The 24,801-nt window shown below is 34.0% G+C and carries 1 protein-coding gene; it reads left to right on the top strand.

Annotated elements, in window-relative coordinates; translation table 11 throughout:
- The first annotated feature begins 7 nt into the window (after positions 1-7).
- A complete protein-coding gene (locus APAC_RS11940) occupies positions 8-24,793 on the top strand; it encodes an Ig-like domain-containing protein (protein WP_130234327.1) in 24,786 nt (8,261 codons plus the stop codon).
- Positions 24,794-24,801 lie beyond the last annotated feature (8 nt).

The following is a 24,801-nucleotide window of genomic DNA, read 5'->3' as shown; positions in this document are numbered from 1 at the left end:
GATAAAAATGAAATTAACTATTAAAACTGGAAGTAACCTAAAAAAAGTTGTAGAACTAAGTAAAGACTTAGAGTTTGATGTATCAAAAGGAGAGCAATATATTTTCTCTAGTGGATTTTCAAATTACATTTTAAACTTTGAAGATAATCAACAAACTATATTATTAGTATTTAATGTTGATGGAAAAACTGTAAAGGTTCAATTAAAAGGTATTGTTCCATTATTAAATGAAAATACTCCAAATATGGAAAATCCTACAGCAGTAATTATAAATAAGAATGTTAATGATAAAGATCTTGATGAACTTATTGAGAATAGTCAATTTAGTGGAAGTGAGATTATTGATAGATTAGAGATTATAGCATCAAGACCAGTAGAAACAGGTACAGGTGATAATTTAGCTTTAATTACGAATTTTCAAACATTAATTGAATCATTAGATGCAGCTGCAGCTGGTCCAGAGGCTGGAGAAGCAACAGGTAATGGTTCAACATTTAACTCAATTTTTGGTTCAACTTCTGATAATTTAAATGAAATTGCTCCATCAGATCAGTGGGTTAATTTAACAGAAAGTATTTCTTCTATTCCAGTAGATCCAGGTGATACTGATCCTGTTACAATTCCTGGAATTGTAGTTTCAGATTCAGCTGTAAATGAAGAAGATGGAGTATTAACATTTACAATATCATTGTCAAATCCAAGTAGCCAGATAGTAAGTGTAGATTATACAACAGCAGATGGGACAGCAGTAGAAGGAAGTGATTATTTAGGGACAGTAGGAACAATAACATTTGCACCAGGAGAGACAAGTAAAACAATAAGTGTACCAGTAGTAAATGATGATGTATATGAAGACTCAGAGAGTATGTATGTAAACTTGTCAAATGCAGTAAACGCAGAGATATCAGATGAACAAGGTGAAGGAAGAATCAGTGATGAGAGTGATAAACCAAGTATAAGTGTAAGTGGGACAGAAGTAGTAGAGGGTGGATATGCAGTATTTAATATACAATTGTCAAACCCATCAACGCAAGATGTAATATTTGATTTAACACCAAAAGAGGGTACAGCAAAAGAAGATGAAGATTATGTACCAGTAGTAGAAGTATCATATGATGGTGGAGTAACATGGGAAGAGACAACTGAAGGTAAAATACCAGCAGGTGAGACAGAGATTCTTGCAAGAGTAAAAACAACACAAGATGATATCGATGAGCCAGTAGAAGAGTTTAAATTAGAAGCAACAGTAACATCAGGGAATACAACAAATGAAGTAACTGAAGGTACAGCATCAATTTTAGATAATGATGGAATTCCACAAATAGTAATCAGTGATTCTTCAGTAAATGAAGAGGATGGAGTATTAACATTCACAATATCATTAAGTAACCCAAGTAGTGAGACAATAACAGTAGATTATGTAACAGCAGATGGGACAGCATTAGAGAATGGGGATTACTTAGGAGTAAATGGGACAATAACATTCGCAGCAGGAGAGACAAGTAAAATAATTACAGTACCAGTTGTAAATGATGATGTGTATGAAAATCCAGAGAGTATGTATGTAAATCTTTCAAACCCAGTTAATGCAGAAATAGCAGATGAACAAGGTGAAGGAAGAATTCAAGATGAAGCAGATAAACCAGAATTAACAGTTTCAAATACAGAAGTAGTTGAAGGAGAATACGCAGTATTCAATATTCAATTAAGTAACCCAAGTGAAGAAGATGTAACGTTTGACTTATTACCAAAAGAAGATAGCGCAACAGAAGATGATTATACTCCAGTAGTAGAAGTATCATACGATGGTGGACAAACTTGGGAAGAAGCAACAGAAGGGACAATTCCAGCAGGTGAGACAGAGATTCTTGCAAGAGTAAAAACAACACAAGATGATATCGATGAGCCAGTAGAAGAGTTTAAATTAGAAGCAACAGTAACATCAGGGAATACAACAAATGAAGTAACTGAAGGTACAGCATCAATTTTAGATAATGATGGAATTCCACAAATAGTAATCAGTGATTCTTCAGTAAATGAAGAGGATGGAGTATTAACATTCACAATATCATTAAGTAACCCAAGTAGTGAGACAATAACAGTAGATTATGTAACAGCAGATGGGACAGCATTAGAGAATGGGGATTACTTAGGAGTAAATGGGACAATAACATTCGCAGCAGGAGAGACAAGTAAAATAATTACAGTACCAGTTGTAAATGATGATGTGTATGAAAATCCAGAGAGTATGTATGTAAATCTTTCAAATGCAGTAAACGCAGAGATAGCAGATTCTCAAGGTGAAGGAAGAATAAATGATGAGAGTGATAAACCATCAATAAGTGTAAGCAATCCAGAAACAGTAGAAGGGGAATATGAAGTATTCCATATTCAATTAAGTAATCCATCAACAGAAGATGTAATTTTTGAATTAAGTACAACAGAAGGAAGTGCAACACAAGATGATTATGCACCAGAGACAGAAGTATCATATGATGGTGGAGTAACATGGGTAGAAGCGACTGAAGGAAGAGTTCCAGCAGGTGAGACAGAGATTCTAGCAAGAGTAAAAACAACACAAGATGATACAGATGAACCAGTAGAAGAGTTTACATTAACAGTAGATGTAACATCAGATAATACAACAAATGTAAGTTCAACAGGAACAGCAAGTATTATAGATAATGATGGGATACCACAAATAGTAATCAGTGATTCTTCAGTAAATGAAGAGGATGGAGTATTAACATTCACAATATCATTAAGTAACCCAAGTAGTGAGACAATAACAGTAGATTATGTAACAGCAGATGGGACAGCATTAGCAGGAAGTGATTATGTATCTGATAGTAATACAGTTACTTTTTTAGCTGGTGAAACTTCTAAAACAATTTCTATTTCTGTATTAGATGATAGTATTTATGAAAATCCAGAGAGTATGTATGTAAATCTTTCAAATGTAGTAAATGCAGAGATAGCAGATTCTCAAGGTGAAGGAAGAATTTATGATTCTGGAAATAATGATGATATTCCTACCTTATCTATTTCAGACTCTGTTGTAACAGAAGGAGACTATAACATCTTTACTGTTCAGATTTCAAATCCTTCAACTGAGGATATTAAATTTGATTTTTCAACAACAGATGGAACAGCTACAGCTAATGAAGATTATAGACCTGATTTAATGGAGTCATATGAAGTTTCATCTGATGGAGGTATTACTTGGTCACCGGCAACAAGTGGTATTATAAAAGCGGGTGATACTGCAATTTTAGTAAGAATTCCAACAGTAGAAGATAATATATCAGAAAGTACAGAAAACTATACTTTTACAGCTACAGTTACTGAAGGTACAACTACTAATAATACATATCCAACTGGACTAAATGCCACTGGTAAAGCTACGATTATAGATGATGATGGAATACCATCAATAATAATAGGTGATGCAGTAGTAAATGAAGAAGATGGAACAATCACATTTAAAGTAAGTTTAACAAACCCAAGTGATAGTGAGATAACAGTAGATTATGAAACAGTAGATGGAACAGCATTATCAGGGAGTGACTATACAACAACAAGTGGGAAATTAACATTCCCAGCAGATACAACAGTACAATATATAACAGTACCAGTATTAGATGATAGTATCTATGAAGATGATGAGAGCTTTAGCGTATTGCTAAGTAATGCAGTAAATGCAGAGATAGCAGATGAAGAGGGAGTAGGTACAATAAAAGATAATGACCTACCAAGTATAGAGATAACAGATACACAAACAACAGAGGGAGATTACGCAGAGTTTGTAGTAAGCTTAAGTAACGCAAGTGAAGAAGATATCAAAGTAAGCTTAACACCAACAGCAGGAACTGCAACAGAAGGTGATGACTATAATCCAACAGTAGAAGTACTAGTAAATGGAGTATGGACAGCAGCAAGTGAAGCAATAATACCAGCAGGTGAGACACAAGTAGTAGCAAGAATTAAGACAGAAGAAGATGCAGTATCAGAGAGTACAGAAGAGTTTACATTAACAGCAACAGTAATAGAAGGTACAACATCAAATACAGAAGTAACAGGAACAGCAGAGATATTAGATGATGATGAGATACCATCAATAATAATAGGTGATGCAGTAGTAAATGAAGAAGATGGAACAATCACATTTAAAGTAAGTTTAACAAACCCAAGTGATAGTGAGATAACAGTAGATTATGAAACAGTAGATGGAACAGCATTATCAGGGAGTGACTATACAACAACAAGTGGGAAATTAACATTCCCAGCAGATACAACAGTACAATATATAACAGTACCAGTATTAGATGATAGTATCTATGAAGATGATGAGAGCTTTAGCGTATTGCTAAGTAATGCAGTAAATGCAGAGATAGCAGATGAAGAGGGAGTAGGTACAATAAAAGATAATGACCTACCAAGTATAGAGATAACAGATACACAAACAACAGAGGGAGATTACGCAGAGTTTGTAGTAAGCTTAAGTAACGCAAGTGAAGAAGATATCAAAGTAAGCTTAACACCAACAGCAGGAACTGCAACAGAAGGTGATGACTATAATCCAACAGTAGAAGTACTAGTAAATGGAGTATGGACAGCAGCAAGTGAAGCAATAATACCAGCAGGTGAGACACAAGTAGTAGCAAGAATTAAGACAGAAGAAGATGCAGTATCAGAGAGTACAGAAGAGTTTACATTAACAGCAACAGTAATAGAAGGTACAACATCAAATACAGAAGTAACAGGAACAGCAGAGATATTAGATGATGATGAGATACCATCAATAATAATAGGTGATGCAGTAGTAAATGAAGAAGATGGAACAATCACATTTAAAGTAAGTTTAACAAACCCAAGTGATAGTGAGATAACAGTAGATTATGAAACAGTAGATGGAACAGCATTATCAGGGAGTGACTATACAACAACAAGTGGGAAATTAACATTCCCAGCAGATACAACAGTACAATATATAACAGTACCAGTATTAGATGATAGTATCTATGAAGATGATGAGAGCTTTAGCGTATTGCTAAGTAATGCAGTAAATGCAGAGATAGCAGATGAAGAGGGAGTAGGTACAATAAAAGATAATGACCTACCAAGTATAGAGATAACAGATACACAAACAACAGAGGGAGATTACGCAGAGTTTGTAGTAAGCTTAAGTAACGCAAGTGAAGAAGATATCAAAGTAAGCTTAACACCAACAGCAGGAACTGCAACAGAAGGTGATGACTATAATCCAACAGTAGAAGTACTAGTAAATGGAGTATGGACAGCAGCAAGTGAAGCAATAATACCAGCAGGTGAGACACAAGTAGTAGCAAGAATTAAGACAGAAGAAGATGCAGTATCAGAGAGTACAGAAGAGTTTACATTAACAGCAACAGTAATAGAAGGTACAACATCAAATACAGAAGTAACAGGAACAGCAGAGATATTAGATGATGATGGAATACCATCAATAATAATAGGTGATGCAGTTAAATATGAAAATGAAGGTACGATTTCTTTTGAAGTAAGTTTATCTAATCCTTCTTCTTCTGATATTACAGTTGATTACACAACACAAGATGATACAGCGTTTGCTTTAAAAGATTATATTGCACAAAATGGTACGATTACATTCTTAGCAGGTGAGACATCTAAGACTATAACTATTGATTTAGTTAATGATGATATTTATGAGTTTGATGAAAACTTCAATATTATTTTATCTAATCCTGTAAACGCTCAAATTGCAGATGAATTAGGTGTAGGAACAATCAAAGATGATGAAACAGCTCCAGAAGTTTCAATTGAAGCAGTTAATCCTTCAATTACTGAAGGTGAAGAAGCAGAATTTATTATCAAAATTGATACACCTGCTGATAAAGATATTACAGTAACATTTACAATTGGTGGTGAAGTAGCAGGAGATGATTATGTTGCTCCCTTAACATACAGTGTTGTAATTCCAGCAGGTCAAACAGAAGTACCTTTAGATATTGCAACTTTAGTTGATGATAAATATGAAGGAACAGAAGATTTAACTGTTGAGTTAAAAGATGCAACAGGGGCTAATGCTGTAATTGATACAACTAAAGATGATGCAACGGTTGAAGTAAATGATTCTTTAGATGCACCAAAAGTTTCTATTATCACAAATCAAAGTGAAATTCCAGAAGGAACAACTGCAGAGTTTGTAGTAAAAATTGATACACCATCAGATGAAGATATTACTGTAACATTTACGATAACTGGAGATGTAGATGGAGATGATTATGTAGCTCCTGTATCATATACAGTAGTTATTCCAGCATATCAAACTGAAGTGCTATTAAACATTGAAACAATTAATGATACTGTATTTGAAAATACAGAAGATTTAGTTGTAAATTTATTAGATACAGTTGGAGCTGATTCTACAATTGAAGTTGATACAGCAAAAGTTGCATTATTAGATGATGATTTAAGTGCAACAATCACATTAGATGAAAACATTACACCAGATGATATTATCAATGCAGCAGAATCAACACAAAATATTCCAGTAACAGGAAAAGTAGGTGGAGATGTACAAGAAGGTGATACAGTAACATTAACAGTAAATGGAAAAGAGTTTACAGGAACTGTAGCAGCAGATAAAACATTCTCAATTAATGTACCAGGAGCAGATTTAGCAGTAGATCCAGACTTAACAATTGATGCAAAAGTTACAACAACAGATGCAGCAGGAAATAGTGCAACTGCAACAGATACAGAAACATACTCAGTAGATACAGAGATTACTGCAACAATCACATTAGATGAAAACATTACACCAGATGATATTATCAATGCAGCAGAATCAACACAAAATATTCCAGTAACAGGAAAAGTAGGTGGAGATGTACAAGAAGGTGATACAGTAACATTAACAGTAAATGGAAAAGAGTTTACAGGAACTGTAGCAGCAGATAAAACATTCTCAATTAATGTACCAGGAGCAGATTTAGCAGTAGATCCAGACTTAACAATTGATGCAAAAGTTACAACAACAGATGCAGCAGGAAATAGTGCAACTGCAACAGATACAGAAACATACTCAGTAGATACAGAGATTACTGCAACAATCACATTAGATGAAAACATTACACCAGATGATATTATCAATGCAGCAGAATCAACACAAAATATTCCAGTAACAGGAAAAGTAGGTGGAGATGTACAAGAAGGTGATACAGTAACATTAACAGTAAATGGAAAAGAGTTTACAGGAACTGTAGCAGCAGATAAAACATTCTCAATTAATGTACCAGGAGCAGATTTAGCAGTAGATCCAGACTTAACAATTGATGCAAAAGTTACAACAACAGATGCAGCAGGAAATAGTGCAACTGCAACAGATACAGAAACATACTCAGTAGATACAGAGATTACTGCAACAATCACATTAGATGAAAACATTACACCAGATGATATTATCAATGCAGCAGAATCAACACAAAATATTCCAGTAACAGGAAAAGTAGGTGGAGATGTACAAGAAGGTGATACAGTAACATTAACAGTAAATGGAAAAGAGTTTACAGGAACTGTAGCAGCAGATAAAACATTCTCAATTAATGTACCAGGAGCAGATTTAGCAGTAGATCCAGACTTAACAATTGATGCAAAAGTTACAACAACAGATGCAGCAGGAAATAGTGCAACTGCAACAGATACAGAAACATACTCAGTAGATACAGAGATTACTGCAACAATCACATTAGATGAAAACATTACACCAGATGATATTATCAATGCAGCAGAATCAACACAAAATATTCCAGTAACAGGAAAAGTAGGTGGAGATGTACAAGAAGGTGATACAGTAACATTAACAGTAAATGGAAAAGAGTTTACAGGAACTGTAGCAGCAGATAAAACATTCTCAATTAATGTACCAGGAGCAGATTTAGCAGTAGATCCAGACTTAACAATTGATGCAAAAGTTACAACAACAGATGCAGCAGGAAATAGTGCAACTGCAACAGATACAGAAACATACTCAGTAGATACAGAGATTACTGCAACAATCACATTAGATGAAAACATTACACCAGATGATATTATCAATGCAGCAGAATCAACACAAAATATTCCAGTAACAGGAAAAGTAGGTGGAGATGTACAAGAAGGTGATACAGTAACATTAACAGTAAATGGAAAAGAGTTTACAGGAACTGTAGCAGCAGATAAAACATTCTCAATTAATGTACCAGGAGCAGATTTAGCAGTAGATCCAGACTTAACAATTGATGCAAAAGTTACAACAACAGATGCAGCAGGAAATAGTGCAACTGCAACAGATACAGAAACATACTCAGTAGATACAGAGATTACTGCAACAATCACATTAGATGAAAACATTACACCAGATGATATTATCAATGCAGCAGAATCAACACAAAATATTCCAGTAACAGGAAAAGTAGGTGGAGATGTACAAGAAGGTGATACAGTAACATTAACAGTAAATGGAAAAGAGTTTACAGGAACTGTAGCAGCAGATAAAACATTCTCAATTAATGTACCAGGAGCAGATTTAGCAGTAGATCCAGACTTAACAATTGATGCAAAAGTTACAACAACAGATGCAGCAGGAAATAGTGCAACTGCAACAGATACAGAAACATACTCAGTAGATACAGAGATTACTGCAACAATCACATTAGATGAAAACATTACACCAGATGATATTATCAATGCAGCAGAATCAACACAAAATATTCCAGTAACAGGAAAAGTAGGTGGAGATGTACAAGAAGGTGATACAGTAACATTAACAGTAAATGGAAAAGAGTTTACAGGAACTGTAGCAGCAGATAAAACATTCTCAATTAATGTACCAGGAGCAGATTTAGCAGTAGATCCAGACTTAACAATTGATGCAAAAGTTACAACAACAGATGCAGCAGGAAATAGTGCAACTGCAACAGATACAGAAACATACTCAGTAGATACAGAGATTACTGCAACAATCACATTAGATGAAAACATTACACCAGATGATATTATCAATGCAGCAGAATCAACACAAAATATTCCAGTAACAGGAAAAGTAGGTGGAGATGTACAAGAAGGTGATACAGTAACATTAACAGTAAATGGAAAAGAGTTTACAGGAACTGTAGCAGCAGATAAAACATTCTCAATTAATGTACCAGGAGCAGATTTAGCAGTAGATCCAGACTTAACAATTGATGCAAAAGTTACAACAACAGATGCAGCAGGAAATAGTGCAACTGCAACAGATACAGAAACATACTCAGTAGATACAGAGATTACTGCAACAATCACATTAGATGAAAACATTACACCAGATGATATTATCAATGCAGCAGAATCAACACAAAATATTCCAGTAACAGGAAAAGTAGGTGGAGATGTACAAGAAGGTGATACAGTAACATTAACAGTAAATGGAAAAGAGTTTACAGGAACTGTAGCAGCAGATAAAACATTCTCAATTAATGTACCAGGAGCAGATTTAGCAGTAGATCCAGACTTAACAATTGATGCAAAAGTTACAACAACAGATGCAGCAGGAAATAGTGCAACTGCAACAGATACAGAAACATACTCAGTAGATACAGAGATTACTGCAACAATCACATTAGATGAAAACATTACACCAGATGATATTATCAATGCAGCAGAATCAACACAAAATATTCCAGTAACAGGAAAAGTAGGTGGAGATGTACAAGAAGGTGATACAGTAACATTAACAGTAAATGGAAAAGAGTTTACAGGAACTGTAGCAGCAGATAAAACATTCTCAATTAATGTACCAGGAGCAGATTTAGCAGTAGATCCAGACTTAACAATTGATGCAAAAGTTACAACAACAGATGCAGCAGGAAATAGTGCAACTGCAACAGATACAGAAACATACTCAGTAGATACAGAGATTACTGCAACAATCACATTAGATGAAAACATTACACCAGATGATATTATCAATGCAGCAGAATCAACACAAAATATTCCAGTAACAGGAAAAGTAGGTGGAGATGTACAAGAAGGTGATACAGTAACATTAACAGTAAATGGAAAAGAGTTTACAGGAACTGTAGCAGCAGATAAAACATTCTCAATTAATGTACCAGGAGCAGATTTAGCAGTAGATCCAGACTTAACAATTGATGCAAAAGTTACAACAACAGATGCAGCAGGAAATAGTGCAACTGCAACAGATACAGAAACATACTCAGTAGATACAGAGATTACTGCAACAATCACATTAGATGAAAACATTACACCAGATGATATTATCAATGCAGCAGAATCAACACAAAATATTCCAGTAACAGGAAAAGTAGGTGGAGATGTACAAGAAGGTGATACAGTAACATTAACAGTAAATGGAAAAGAGTTTACAGGAACTGTAGCAGCAGATAAAACATTCTCAATTAATGTACCAGGAGCAGATTTAGCAGTAGATCCAGACTTAACAATTGATGCAAAAGTTACAACAACAGATGCAGCAGGAAATAGTGCAACTGCAACAGATACAGAAACATACTCAGTAGATACAGAGATTACTGCAACAATCACATTAGATGAAAACATTACACCAGATGATATTATCAATGCAGCAGAATCAACACAAAATATTCCAGTAACAGGAAAAGTAGGTGGAGATGTACAAGAAGGTGATACAGTAACATTAACAGTAAATGGAAAAGAGTTTACAGGAACTGTAGCAGCAGATAAAACATTCTCAATTAATGTACCAGGAGCAGATTTAGCAGTAGATCCAGACTTAACAATTGATGCAAAAGTTACAACAACAGATGCAGCAGGAAATAGTGCAACTGCAACAGATACAGAAACATACTCAGTAGATACAGAGATTACTGCAACAATCACATTAGATGAAAACATTACACCAGATGATATTATCAATGCAGCAGAATCAACACAAAATATTCCAGTAACAGGAAAAGTAGGTGGAGATGTACAAGAAGGTGATACAGTAACATTAACAGTAAATGGAAAAGAGTTTACAGGAACTGTAGCAGCAGATAAAACATTCTCAATTAATGTACCAGGAGCAGATTTAGCAGTAGATCCAGACTTAACAATTGATGCAAAAGTTACAACAACAGATGCAGCAGGAAATAGTGCAACTGCAACAGATACAGAAACATACTCAGTAGATACAGAGATTACTGCAACAATCACATTAGATGAAAACATTACACCAGATGATATTATCAATGCAGCAGAATCAACACAAAATATTCCAGTAACAGGAAAAGTAGGTGGAGATGTACAAGAAGGTGATACAGTAACATTAACAGTAAATGGAAAAGAGTTTACAGGAACTGTAGCAGCAGATAAAACATTCTCAATTAATGTACCAGGAGCAGATTTAGCAGTAGATCCAGACTTAACAATTGATGCAAAAGTTACAACAACAGATGCAGCAGGAAATAGTGCAACTGCAACAGATACAGAAACATACTCAGTAGATACAGAGATTACTGCAACAATCACATTAGATGAAAACATTACACCAGATGATATTATCAATGCAGCAGAATCAACACAAAATATTCCAGTAACAGGAAAAGTAGGTGGAGATGTACAAGAAGGTGATACAGTAACATTAACAGTAAATGGAAAAGAGTTTACAGGAACTGTAGCAGCAGATAAAACATTCTCAATTAATGTACCAGGAGCAGATTTAGCAGTAGATCCAGACTTAACAATTGATGCAAAAGTTACAACAACAGATGCAGCAGGAAATAGTGCAACTGCAACAGATACAGAAACATACTCAGTAGATACAGAGATTACTGCAACAATCACATTAGATGAAAACATTACACCAGATGATATTATCAATGCAGCAGAATCAACACAAAATATTCCAGTAACAGGAAAAGTAGGTGGAGATGTACAAGAAGGTGATACAGTAACATTAACAGTAAATGGAAAAGAGTTTACAGGAACTGTAGCAGCAGATAAAACATTCTCAATTAATGTACCAGGAGCAGATTTAGCAGTAGATCCAGACTTAACAATTGATGCAAAAGTTACAACAACAGATGCAGCAGGAAATAGTGCAACTGCAACAGATACAGAAACATACTCAGTAGATACAGAGATTACTGCAACAATCACATTAGATGAAAACATTACACCAGATGATATTATCAATGCAGCAGAATCAACACAAAATATTCCAGTAACAGGAAAAGTAGGTGGAGATGTACAAGAAGGTGATACAGTAACATTAACAGTAAATGGAAAAGAGTTTACAGGAACTGTAGCAGCAGATAAAACATTCTCAATTAATGTACCAGGAGCAGATTTAGCAGTAGATCCAGACTTAACAATTGATGCAAAAGTTACAACAACAGATGCAGCAGGAAATAGTGCAACTGCAACAGATACAGAAACATACTCAGTAGATACAGAGATTACTGCAACAATCACATTAGATGAAAACATTACACCAGATGATATTATCAATGCAGCAGAATCAACACAAAATATTCCAGTAACAGGAAAAGTAGGTGGAGATGTACAAGAAGGTGATACAGTAACATTAACAGTAAATGGAAAAGAGTTTACAGGAACTGTAGCAGCAGATAAAACATTCTCAATTAATGTACCAGGAGCAGATTTAGCAGTAGATCCAGACTTAACAATTGATGCAAAAGTTACAACAACAGATGCAGCAGGAAATAGTGCAACTGCAACAGATACAGAAACATACTCAGTAGATACAGAGATTACTGCAACAATCACATTAGATGAAAACATTACACCAGATGATATTATCAATGCAGCAGAATCAACACAAAATATTCCAGTAACAGGAAAAGTAGGTGGAGATGTACAAGAAGGTGATACAGTAACATTAACAGTAAATGGAAAAGAGTTTACAGGAACTGTAGCAGCAGATAAAACATTCTCAATTAATGTACCAGGAGCAGATTTAGCAGTAGATCCAGACTTAACAATTGATGCAAAAGTTACAACAACAGATGCAGCAGGAAATAGTGCAACTGCAACAGATACAGAAACATACTCAGTAGATACAGAGATTACTGCAACAATCACATTAGATGAAAACATTACACCAGATGATATTATCAATGCAGCAGAATCAACACAAAATATTCCAGTAACAGGAAAAGTAGGTGGAGATGTACAAGAAGGTGATACAGTAACATTAACAGTAAATGGAAAAGAGTTTACAGGAACTGTAGCAGCAGATAAAACATTCTCAATTAATGTACCAGGAGCAGATTTAGCAGTAGATCCAGACTTAACAATTGATGCAAAAGTTACAACAACAGATGCAGCAGGAAATAGTGCAACTGCAACAGATACAGAAACATACTCAGTAGATACAGAGATTACTGCAACAATCACATTAGATGAAAACATTACACTAGATGATATTATCAATGCAGCAGAATCAACACAAAATATTCCAGTAACAGGAAAAGTAGGTGGAGATGTACAAGAAGGTGATACAGTAACATTAACAGTAAATGGAAAAGAGTTTACAGGAACTGTAGCAGCAGATAAAACATTCTCAATTAATGTACCAGGAGCAGATTTAGCAGTAGATCCAGACTTAACAATTGATGCAAAAGTTACAACAACAGATGCAGCAGGAAATAGTGCAACTGCAACAGATACAGAAACATACTCAGTAGATACAGAGATTACTGCAACAATCACATTAGATGAAAACATTACACCAGATGATATTATCAATGCAGCAGAATCAACACAAAATATTCCAGTAACAGGAAAAGTAGGTGGAGATGTACAAGAAGGTGATACAGTAACATTAACAGTAAATGGAAAAGAGTTTACAGGAACTGTAGCAGCAGATAAAACATTCTCAATTAATGTACCAGGAGCAGATTTAGCAGTAGATCCAGACTTAACAATTGATGCAAAAGTTACAACAACAGATGCAGCAGGAAATAGTGCAACTGCAACAGATACAGAAACATACTCAGTAGATACAGAGATTACTGCAACAATCACATTAGATGAAAACATTACACCAGATGATATTATCAATGCAGCAGAATCAACACAAAATATTCCAGTAACAGGAAAAGTAGGTGGAGATGTACAAGAAGGTGATACAGTAACATTAACAGTAAATGGAAAAGAGTTTACAGGAACTGTAGCAGCAGATAAAACATTCTCAATTAATGTACCAGGAGCAGATTTAGCAGTAGATCCAGACTTAACAATTGATGCAAAAGTTACAACAACAGATGCAGCAGGAAATAGTGCAACTGCAACAGATACAGAAACATACTCAGTAGATACAGAGATTACTGCAACAATCACATTAGATGAAAACATTACACCAGATGATATTATCAATGCAGCAGAATCAACACAAAATATTCCAGTAACAGGAAAAGTAGGTGGAGATGTACAAGAAGGTGATACAGTAACATTAACAGTAAATGGAAAAGAGTTTACAGGAACTGTAGCAGCAGATAAAACATTCTCAATTAATGTACCAGGAGCAGATTTAGCAGTAGATCCAGACTTAACAATTGATGCAAAAGTTACAACAACAGATGCAGCAGGAAATAGTGCAACTGCAACAGATACAGAAACATACTCAGTAGATACAGAGATTACTGCAACAATCACATTAGATGAAAACATTACACCAGATGATATTATCAATGCAGCAGAATCAACACAAAATATTCCAGTAACAGGAAAAGTAGGTGGAGATGTACAAGAAGGTGATACAGTAACATTAACAGTAAATGGAAAAGAGTTTACAGGAACTGTAGCAGCAGATAAAACATTCTCAATTAATGTACCAGGAGCAGATTTAGCAGTAGATCCAGACTTAACAATTGATGCAAAAGTTACAACAACAGATGCAGCAGGAAATAGTGCAACTGCAACAGATACAGAAACATACTCAGTAGATACAGAGATTACTGCAACAATCACATTAGATGAAAACATTACACCAGATGATATTATCAATGCAGCAGAATCAACACAAAATATTCCAGTAACAGGAAAAGTAGGTGGAGATGTACAAGAAGGTGATACAGTAACATTAACAGTAAATGGAAAAGAGTTTACAGGAACTGTAGCAGCAGATAAAACATTCTCAATTAATGTACCAGGAGCAGATTTAGCAGTAGATCCAGACTTAACAATTGATGCAAAAGTTACAACAACAGATGCAGCAGGAAATAGTGCAACTGCAACAGATACAGAAACATACTCAGTAGATACAGAGATTACTGCAACAATCACATTAGATGAAAACATTACACCAGATGATATTATCAATGCAGCAGAATCAACACAAAATATTCCAGTAACAGGAAAAGTAGGTGGAGATGTACAAGAAGGTGATACAGTAACATTAACAGTAAATGGAAAAGAGTTTACAGGAACTGTAGCAGCAGATAAAACATTCTCAATTAATGTACCAGGAGCAGATTTAGCAGTAGATCCAGACTTAACAATTGATGCAAAAGTTACAACAACAGATGCAGCAGGAAATAGTGCAACTGCAACAGATACAGAAACATACTCAGTAGATACAGAGATTACTGCAACAATCACATTAGATGAAAACATTACACCAGATGATATTATCAATGCAGCAGAATCAACACAAAATATTCCAGTAACAGGAAAAGTAGGTGGAGATGTACAAGAAGGTGATACAGTAACATTAACAGTAAATGGAAAAGAGTTTACAGGAACTGTAGCAGCAGATAAAACATTCTCAATTAATGTACCAGGAGCAGATTTAGCAGTAGATCCAGACTTAACAATTGATGCAAAAGTTACAACAACAGATGCAGCAGGAAATAGTGCAACTGCAACAGATACAGAAACATACTCAGTAGATACAGAGATTACTGCAACAATCACATTAGATGAAAACATTACACCAGATGATATTATCAATGCAGCAGAATCAACACAAAATATTCCAGTAACAGGAAAAGTAGGTGGAGATGTACAAGAAGGTGATACAGTAACATTAACAGTAAATGGAAAAGAGTTTACAGGAACTGTAGCAGCAGATAAAACATTCTCAATTAATGTACCAGGAGCAGATTTAGCAGTAGATCCAGACTTAACAATTGATGCAAAAGTTACAACAACAGATGCAGCAGGAAATAGTGCAACTGCAACAGATACAGAAACATACTCAGTAGATACAGAGATTACTGCAACAATCACATTAGATGAAAACATTACACCAGATGATATTATCAATGCAGCAGAATCAACACAAAATATTCCAGTAACAGGAAAAGTAGGTGGAGATGTACAAGAAGGTGATACAGTAACATTAACAGTAAATGGAAAAGAGTTTACAGGAACTGTAGCAGCAGATAAAACATTCTCAATTAATGTACCAGGAGCAGATTTAGCAGTAGATCCAGACTTAACAATTGATGCAAAAGTTACAACAACAGATGCAGCAGGAAATAGTGCAACTGCAACAGATACTGAGGAATATGATGTTGATACAGAAGCAACACCAGCTCCAACAGTAGAAATTACAGAAGATGTAAATGATGATGAATTAATTTCTGCAGATGAATTAGATGGAAAAGTAGATGTATTAATTACATTACCAACTGGGACTGAAGTAGGTGATACATTAACAGTAACAAACCCAGATGGAAGTACAACAGATTACCCAGTAACACAAGATATTATAGATAATGGATTACCATTAGAATATCCAGCACCAGCAGAGGGTGAAACAATCACTGTAAGTGCAACAATTACTGATAAAGCAGGGAACACTTCTCCAAAAGGTGAAGATAGTGCAACAATCGATACAGTAGCAACACCAGCACCAACAGTAGTAATTGGTGAAGATACAAATAATGATGGAATCATTAGTGCAGATGAATTAAGTGATGATGGAATCGTAGATGTAACAGTTACAGTACCAGCAGAGACAGAAATTGGTGATACATTAACAGTAACAAACCCAGATGGAAGTACAACTGAATACCCAGTAACACAAGATATGTTAGATAATGGATTACCATTAGAATATCCAGCACCAGCAGAGGGTGAAACAATCACTGTAAGTGCAACAATTACTGATAAAGCAGGGAACACTTCTCCAAAAGGTGAAGATAGTGCAATTATTGACTTAATTAGCTCGTCTAATGATACATTTGTTGCAAAAGAAGAAGGAAGTGAGTGGGTAAATAATACATTAGTTACAAATTCTCCAACTGAAGGATATGACGCAACTGGAAATGTATTTACTAATGATAATACAGTATCAAGTGCAACAATTACTGCTATTGTAGTAGGTGGTGTAGAATATGCAGTAGCACAAGATGGAACAAATACAGTTATTACAACTGATAAAGGTACGTTAACAATTGATAATAGTGGAGAGTTTACATATGATGTAAATGAAACTTACACTGAATCAATGAATGAAGGTGATTCAATGAGTGATGCATTTACATATATTGTAAATGGAGATTCAAGTGAAAGTGCAACTTTAACTATAAATATTGAGGGAACAAATGACGCTCCTGTAATTAATTCAATAGATGTTAACAATCAAGCTACAAAAGTAATTGATGGATTATTAGATATTAATCAAGATGGAATTGCAGATACTTTAGATCCATCTCATTTATTAGCAAGAGATAGTGATGAATATTTCTCAGCTGATAATGGAAATATCACAATTGATTTAGGTTCTGGTGGAACTGATATGGCTGTTGAGTACTTAGGTGGTCAAGTGTCATACAATAATGTAATTGGATTCTATGAATATGATGATAATGGTAACCCAACAAATCCAGTTATTATTTATGTAGAAGATCAAAGTTTTGTAGGAGAAGTTAGTGAATTCTTAGGTACATTAGATAATTTAGAAGGAAAAGTTGGCTTCTTTATTATTCCAAATGGTGCAACTACAGTTAATATTAATACAACATTGACATTTGATGGTAATACATTACAAGCAAATGGAACTGATTTACCAAATGTTTATTACACAGATAATAACTTAAGTACTGATGGTAAAGACCATGCTATTATTGCACAAGATGTAGATGGAACAGGATTAGTTATTGCATTTGAAGATTTATCTTTAGGTGATCAAGATTATGATGATGTTGTTATTAAAATCAAACCTTGTTTAGATTCATCTGATATGAATATTATTGATAATATCAATATATCAGATATAGATGATGCAAACTTAGAGAGCGCAACAGTTACATTAACTAATTATAAAGCTGGTGATGTTATTGATGCAAGTAATTTACCAAGTGGAATTACTGCAACAATTACTGAAGTAAATGGAGAGTTAGTAGTAACATTAACAGGTAGTGCAACAGTTGCGGATTATGAAATTGCAATTGAGTCATTAACATTTGAAAGTTCAAGTGATGATAGAACACCAAGAGATTTCGAAATCGTTGTAAATGATGGAGATAAAACAGATACAACTGAAGTTACTGTTGATATTGGTGGTTGTTCTATTACTCCTTATACTCCTGAGAATACGAATAGTGTTGTGGCTGTTGATGACTATGGATATGAAACTGATTCACAAGGTGAAGTTGAAGTTACTACAAATGGTGGAACACAATCTGATATTACATACCTAAGTGATGGTGGATTTGTTATTGTATGGACAGATGGTGATTCAAGTGGTACGGGAATCTATGCCCAAAGATATGATTCTGATGGAGATAAAGTAGGTGAAACTATTTTAGTAAATACTGTTGAAGATAGAGATCAGGATACTCCAAATGTAACAGCTCTTGCAAATGGAGGATACTTAGTAACTTGGCAAGCTGAAAACTATTATGAAGATGTAGATCCAAATGATGGTGGAAGTATTTATATTGTTGGTAGAGTTTATGATTCAAACAACAATCCAACTTGTAAAGAATTTGTTATATCTAGAGCATTATATGATCCAATAGTTGGAACATCTGATGGTGGCTTTATTGTAACTTGGTCTGCTACAAACTTAGCAGCAAATGGAGATGTTGTTAATAATACTGAATTTGATTATAATGGTTTAACTAACCCTATCTACACAGATGCCCATGATGGTGATGAGTATGGAATTATTGCACAAAGATTTGATGCTTATGGAAATGAAATTGGTGATAGAGTTGTAGTTAATTCAATTACAACAGATAATCAAATAAATTCCGATATTGTTATGCTTGACAATGATACTGCTATTATGACATGGCAAAGTCAAACATCAGATGGTAAATATGATATTTATATGCAAAAACTTGAATTAACTTCAAATGGATTAGAAGTTGTTTCAAATAGTGATGTTGCAGTTAGTACAACAAGTGCAAATGAAACAAATGCCCAAATAACTGCATTAAGTAATGGTATGGCAATTATTACCTATGAATCAGGTTCATCAATTAAAGCAAAATTAGTTTTAGCCAATGGAAGTGTTGATAATACTGAATATGAAATTACAACAAATGGAAATTATCCTGCAATAGATTCTTCAGATACAACAATTATTTTTGCTTATAATAAAAATGGTGATATTTATGTTCGAACATTTGATGTATCAAATAATACATTTTCATCTGAAATTAATGTAGGTGAGGCTCAAGGAAATAATAGTGAACCTGCAATTGCTATTCTTGAAGATGGAACTTATGTTATTACTTGGACTAATGATAGCGGTGAAGTGGTATTTGAAAGATTTAATTCAGATGGTACAGAATATCACCAAAATAATTTTGATATGATGGAAGATACTTCTATTACTATTACTTTTGCAGAAATCTTAGCAAATGATTATGACCCTGAAAATGATACTTTCTCAATTGTTGATGGTTCAATTACAAATGCTACAAATGGAACTATTGTAGTTGATTATACAGCTCAAACTGTAACATTTACACCAGATAAAGATTATGTAGGGGCTGCAACATTTGATTATTCAATTGTTGATTCAAAAGGAGCAACAGATGATGCAACTGTACATTTAGTAGTAAAAGATGCAGCAGAACCATCTATATTTGTAGGTACAACTTGTGATGCAGATATCCATGGTCATGATGTTGTTGTTGATGAAGGTGAAGATGTTATATTTGCAATTAAAATTGGTGGAGTTACATCTGGTACATTACAATTGGCATTAGCTGATGGTACAGCACTTGATGCTGATTACAATGAATCTACTTATAAATATAGTACTGATTTTGGTGTAACATGGATTGATGTTCCATTAAATGGTCAAATAAATAATGTAACAAATGGTGATGTAATTTTTGTTAAAACTGATACTGTAAATGATACAGAAGTTGATAATGGAGAAAAATTCACATTAACTGGTACTTTAACTGAAGGAACAATAACTGTAAGTGATACAGGAACAGCTACTATTTTAGACAACGACTTAAGTGGAATAGTTACAAATGAAGATACCCAAAAAATATTGACATTAAGTGACTTTGGTATCTCAACTAGTGATGGAATTGTATCTGTTAAAATTGAGACATTGCCAACAAATGGAAGTTTAATAATAAATGGTAATGTTATTTCTTCAGGAACAATATTAACAGTTGGTTCAATAGTAAATGGTAATTTAAAATTTGTACCTTCAAATAATACTGATACAGATAGTTCATTCAATTTTAGTAAATATACTAATACAAATACTAGTAAAATATACACTATGGGTGTGGAAGTAATTGCAGATGCAGATATTCCAACTACTTCTATTAGTGTTGATGACGGAACATTAATTAGTAACACTGTAGAGTATCAAGTTAATATAACTGCTGCATTAGCAGATTTAGATGGAAGTGAAACGTTAAGTGTTGTAATTAGTGGAGTTCCAAGTGAGGGTGTTCTAACAAGTGATACTTATACAGTTAATTATGATAGTGTAAATGATAATTGGATAGTTACAGTGCCTGATAATCTAACTTCAATTAGTGATTCATTAACATTAAATGTACCAGAAAGTTCTACAGATTTTGATTTAACAATTACAACTAGAGCAACAGAGACAAATGGGAATGATTATGAAGAAGTTACTGATACAGCAACAGTTGAAGTAGTTGATTCTTGTGCATCATATAAACAAAATGTTATAGGTTATTGGTCATTGGGTGAAGATAATGATGGAGGTACAATTGCCGATGACAAAACTTCATTAGATAATGATATGACATTACATGCAAATTATGAACTAGGTCAAACTAATAGTATTAATGGTGATGATACTGCTGTTAAATTTTATACAAATGGTTATGGATGGGGGACTATTGAACATGATAGTTCTTATGAAATAGAAAATGGAACAATATCTTTTTGGATGAAAGATACAGGTCATATCGCTGATAATGCAGGTCTATTTAGTAAAGATTCTCAAAATTATGATGATGGTGGACATTTAACTATAATGACTATGAGTGATGGAAGTATTTTAGTTAGACTTCAAAGTGATTCTGCTTCATATGAAGTTAGATCTGCAGCTGGAAGTATTTCACTTGATGAATGGGCACAAGTAACATTTAGTTTTGGCGAAGAAGGTATGAAACTTTATATAAATGGTGTTTTAGCTGATACAAATTCATATACAGGTGGAATTGAGGATAATACTTCTGATATAGTAATAGCTGCAAATGCATGGAATACTGCAGATGCAGGAGAGTGGGATACTACTACTGATGATTATTGTGAGACAGGTTTATCAAATTTTTATTCTGGTCTTATAGATGAAATTGCAATTTTTGATAAAGCATTAAGTCAAGATGAAATTACAACTTATACTTCTAATAGTCAGTATTGTAGTGATACAACACTTGATACTAGTAATGAAACAGATCAATATGCTCAAGCTGCAGGGACTGTTTTAATTACAGAAGATTTTGAAAATGGTTCAACAGGTTGGTCTGATAATACTGTTACTGAGACTAATACAAATGCAACGGACTTCTTAGGTAACTTTGGAGGAACAGGAGGTTCTGAAGGAGTGTATAAAAAATATTATTTTGGTTCAATGCATGCAGGAGAGAGTGTAACTATAGAGTTTGATATGTATGAAATTGATAGCTGGGATGGTTCTTATCATGGTGATAATTTCTATGTATTTGTAAATGGATATGAAGTTCAAGTTGATTCATATTCATATGTAGAAGGAGAAGATAATTCAGATACTACAAATGATACCGATTTAGATAATATTGGTACAACAGGAGTTTATTGGTCAGAAAATGATGAATCACATCACTATACTATTACTGGCACAGTTGATGAAGATGGATATATTAGATTAGGATTTGGTTCAGGTTTAAGTCAAGAATTATCTGATGAATCATGGGGTATTGATAATATTGTAATAACTGCAGGAGATGATTGGAGTAGTAATACTTCAGAAGAGATTAAAAATTCTAATGACACTGATGATTCTGAAAGCTTAGTAGCAGAAGCTTCATTATTATTAACTGTAGGTGAAGTAACACAAACAGGTACAACTATAAGTATACCTTCAATTACTGCAGGTACTTCTGATTTAACAAATGTTACTAATTATGGTAATGCTTCTTCTGGATATACTGAAATTTATTCAGGTAATAATGATGATAATGTAATAGCTGGTGATGATTGGGATAAAATCGATACTGGAGCTGGTAATGATAATATTCTTGTGGGGAACAACTCTTCAACCATTGACTTAGGTAGTGGAAATGATAATGCAACTATTGGAAATGCTGATTCAACTGTAAGTACATCTATCTCTTCTGCAAGTGGTGATAACACTATAGTTGCAGGAAATGATTGGGATAAAGTTTCTACAGGTAATGGAGATGACCAAATTCAATTAGGAAGTGGTGCAAGTGAAATTTCTACAGGTGGAGGAAATGACTTACTTGTAGTTTCTGATGCGAATACAAATGCAACTGCATCAATTAACACAGGAACTGGAAATGATACAGTTTATGCTGGTAATAGTTTTGATAGTGTAGATTTAGGAAATGGAGACAACACTTTAAATATAGGAACAGCAGATGCTTCATCATATAGTTCAATTTTATCAGGAACTGGTGTAGATAATATTGTAGCTGGTGATGGTTGGGATAAAGTACAAACAGGTAATGGTAATGATACTATTGAGCTTGGAGAAGGTTCAAAAGAAATTAGTACAGGAAGTGGAGATGATACTTTACTTGCAGGAAATGCAGATGCAAATTCATACACAACAATTCAAACTGATGATGGAAATGATACAGTAGTAGTTGGAAATGATTGGGATTCTATTGATACAGGAAGAAACAACGACAGAGTTGAAGCTGGTGATGGTACAAGTACAGTTAATCTTGGAAGTGGTGATGATACCTTAAAAATTGGTGATGCAAATGCTTCTGCTTCTACATCTATTTATGGAGATGATGGTGATGATACTATTGTAGCTGGTGATAACTGGGATACTGTAAACACTGGTGATGATAATGACCAAGTTCAAGTTGGAAACAATGTTGGTGTAATTGACTTAGGAAGTGGAGATGATATTTTAGTTGCAGGTGATGCTAATTCATCTTCTTATGCTACAATCAATGCAAGTTATGGAAATGATAATGTAACAGCTGGTGATAATTTTGACTATGTTGATTTAGGAAGTGGAAACGATACATTAAATATTGGTAATGCTGACCTTATTGATAGTTATGCTACAATCAATGCTGGTGATGGAGATGATAATATTACAGCTGGATATGGTTGGGATGAGATAAATGCCGGAAGTGGTAATGATACAGTTACTTTTAAAGGTTCTCAATCAGAATATACTGTTACTCAAAATAATAGTGGTGATGTATTTGTTACTCACATAGCAACAGGATACACAACAAAAGTTACTGATGCTGAAACAATTGCATTTGAAGGAACTGATTCAACTCAAACAATTTCTTTAGCAAGTATTGTAATTGCATCTTCATCAGTAAATTATGAGTATCCATTGACACTGCAAGCTAGTTTATTTAAAGTCACAGGCTTGGAAACACTGTCTAGTATTACATTATCAAATTTACCAACTGGAGTCTCAATTGAAGAGAGTTCTTCAATAGTAAAAAATACAAATGAAACATATACTATAAGTATTGATAGTGATGGTGAGACTCTATCTGTTACATTAGTTAGTGATCATGAATTAACATCTACAGAAATAAATAATATAAATGCTACTATGAATGTTTTAGATTCAAGTAATAATATTATCTCTACTGTGGATATAAATGCAAATCTTGGAATTGAAGGTACTTCATTAGATGATAACATTAATGGTACATCTGCAAATGAGTATATAGATGGAAAAGAGGGAAGTGATTACATCAATGCAGGAGATGGAGATGATGTTATTGTTTATGACGCAAATGATATAGTTGATGCAGGAACTGGGGTAGATAAATTACAAATTGATTTAAATGATAATGAATTAATTGATTTAAGTACAGCTCTTACAAACAAAGATGGATTTGAAGAAGTTGATATAACTGATAATCAAGGACAAACATTAAATATTGATTTATCAGATGTTGTTGATTTAGTTGATGGGGATAGTCAGCTAATTATTAGAGGTGATTTAGAAGATACTATTGATCTTGATTCAAGTGAGTGGACAAATGCAGGAAATCAAGAGGTTGATGGTGTTAACTATAATGTATTTAATGGAACAGGTGCTAATTCAACAATTAAATTACTAATTGAAGATGACATTGATACAAATATTTAATAAATAGG

This window comes from Malaciobacter pacificus (genome assembly GCF_004214795.1).
GTDB lineage: Bacteria > Campylobacterota > Campylobacteria > Campylobacterales > Arcobacteraceae > Malaciobacter_A > Malaciobacter_A pacificus.
The sequence above is the reverse complement of the archived record's forward strand: the minus strand, read 5'-3'. Positions and strand labels throughout refer to the sequence as shown.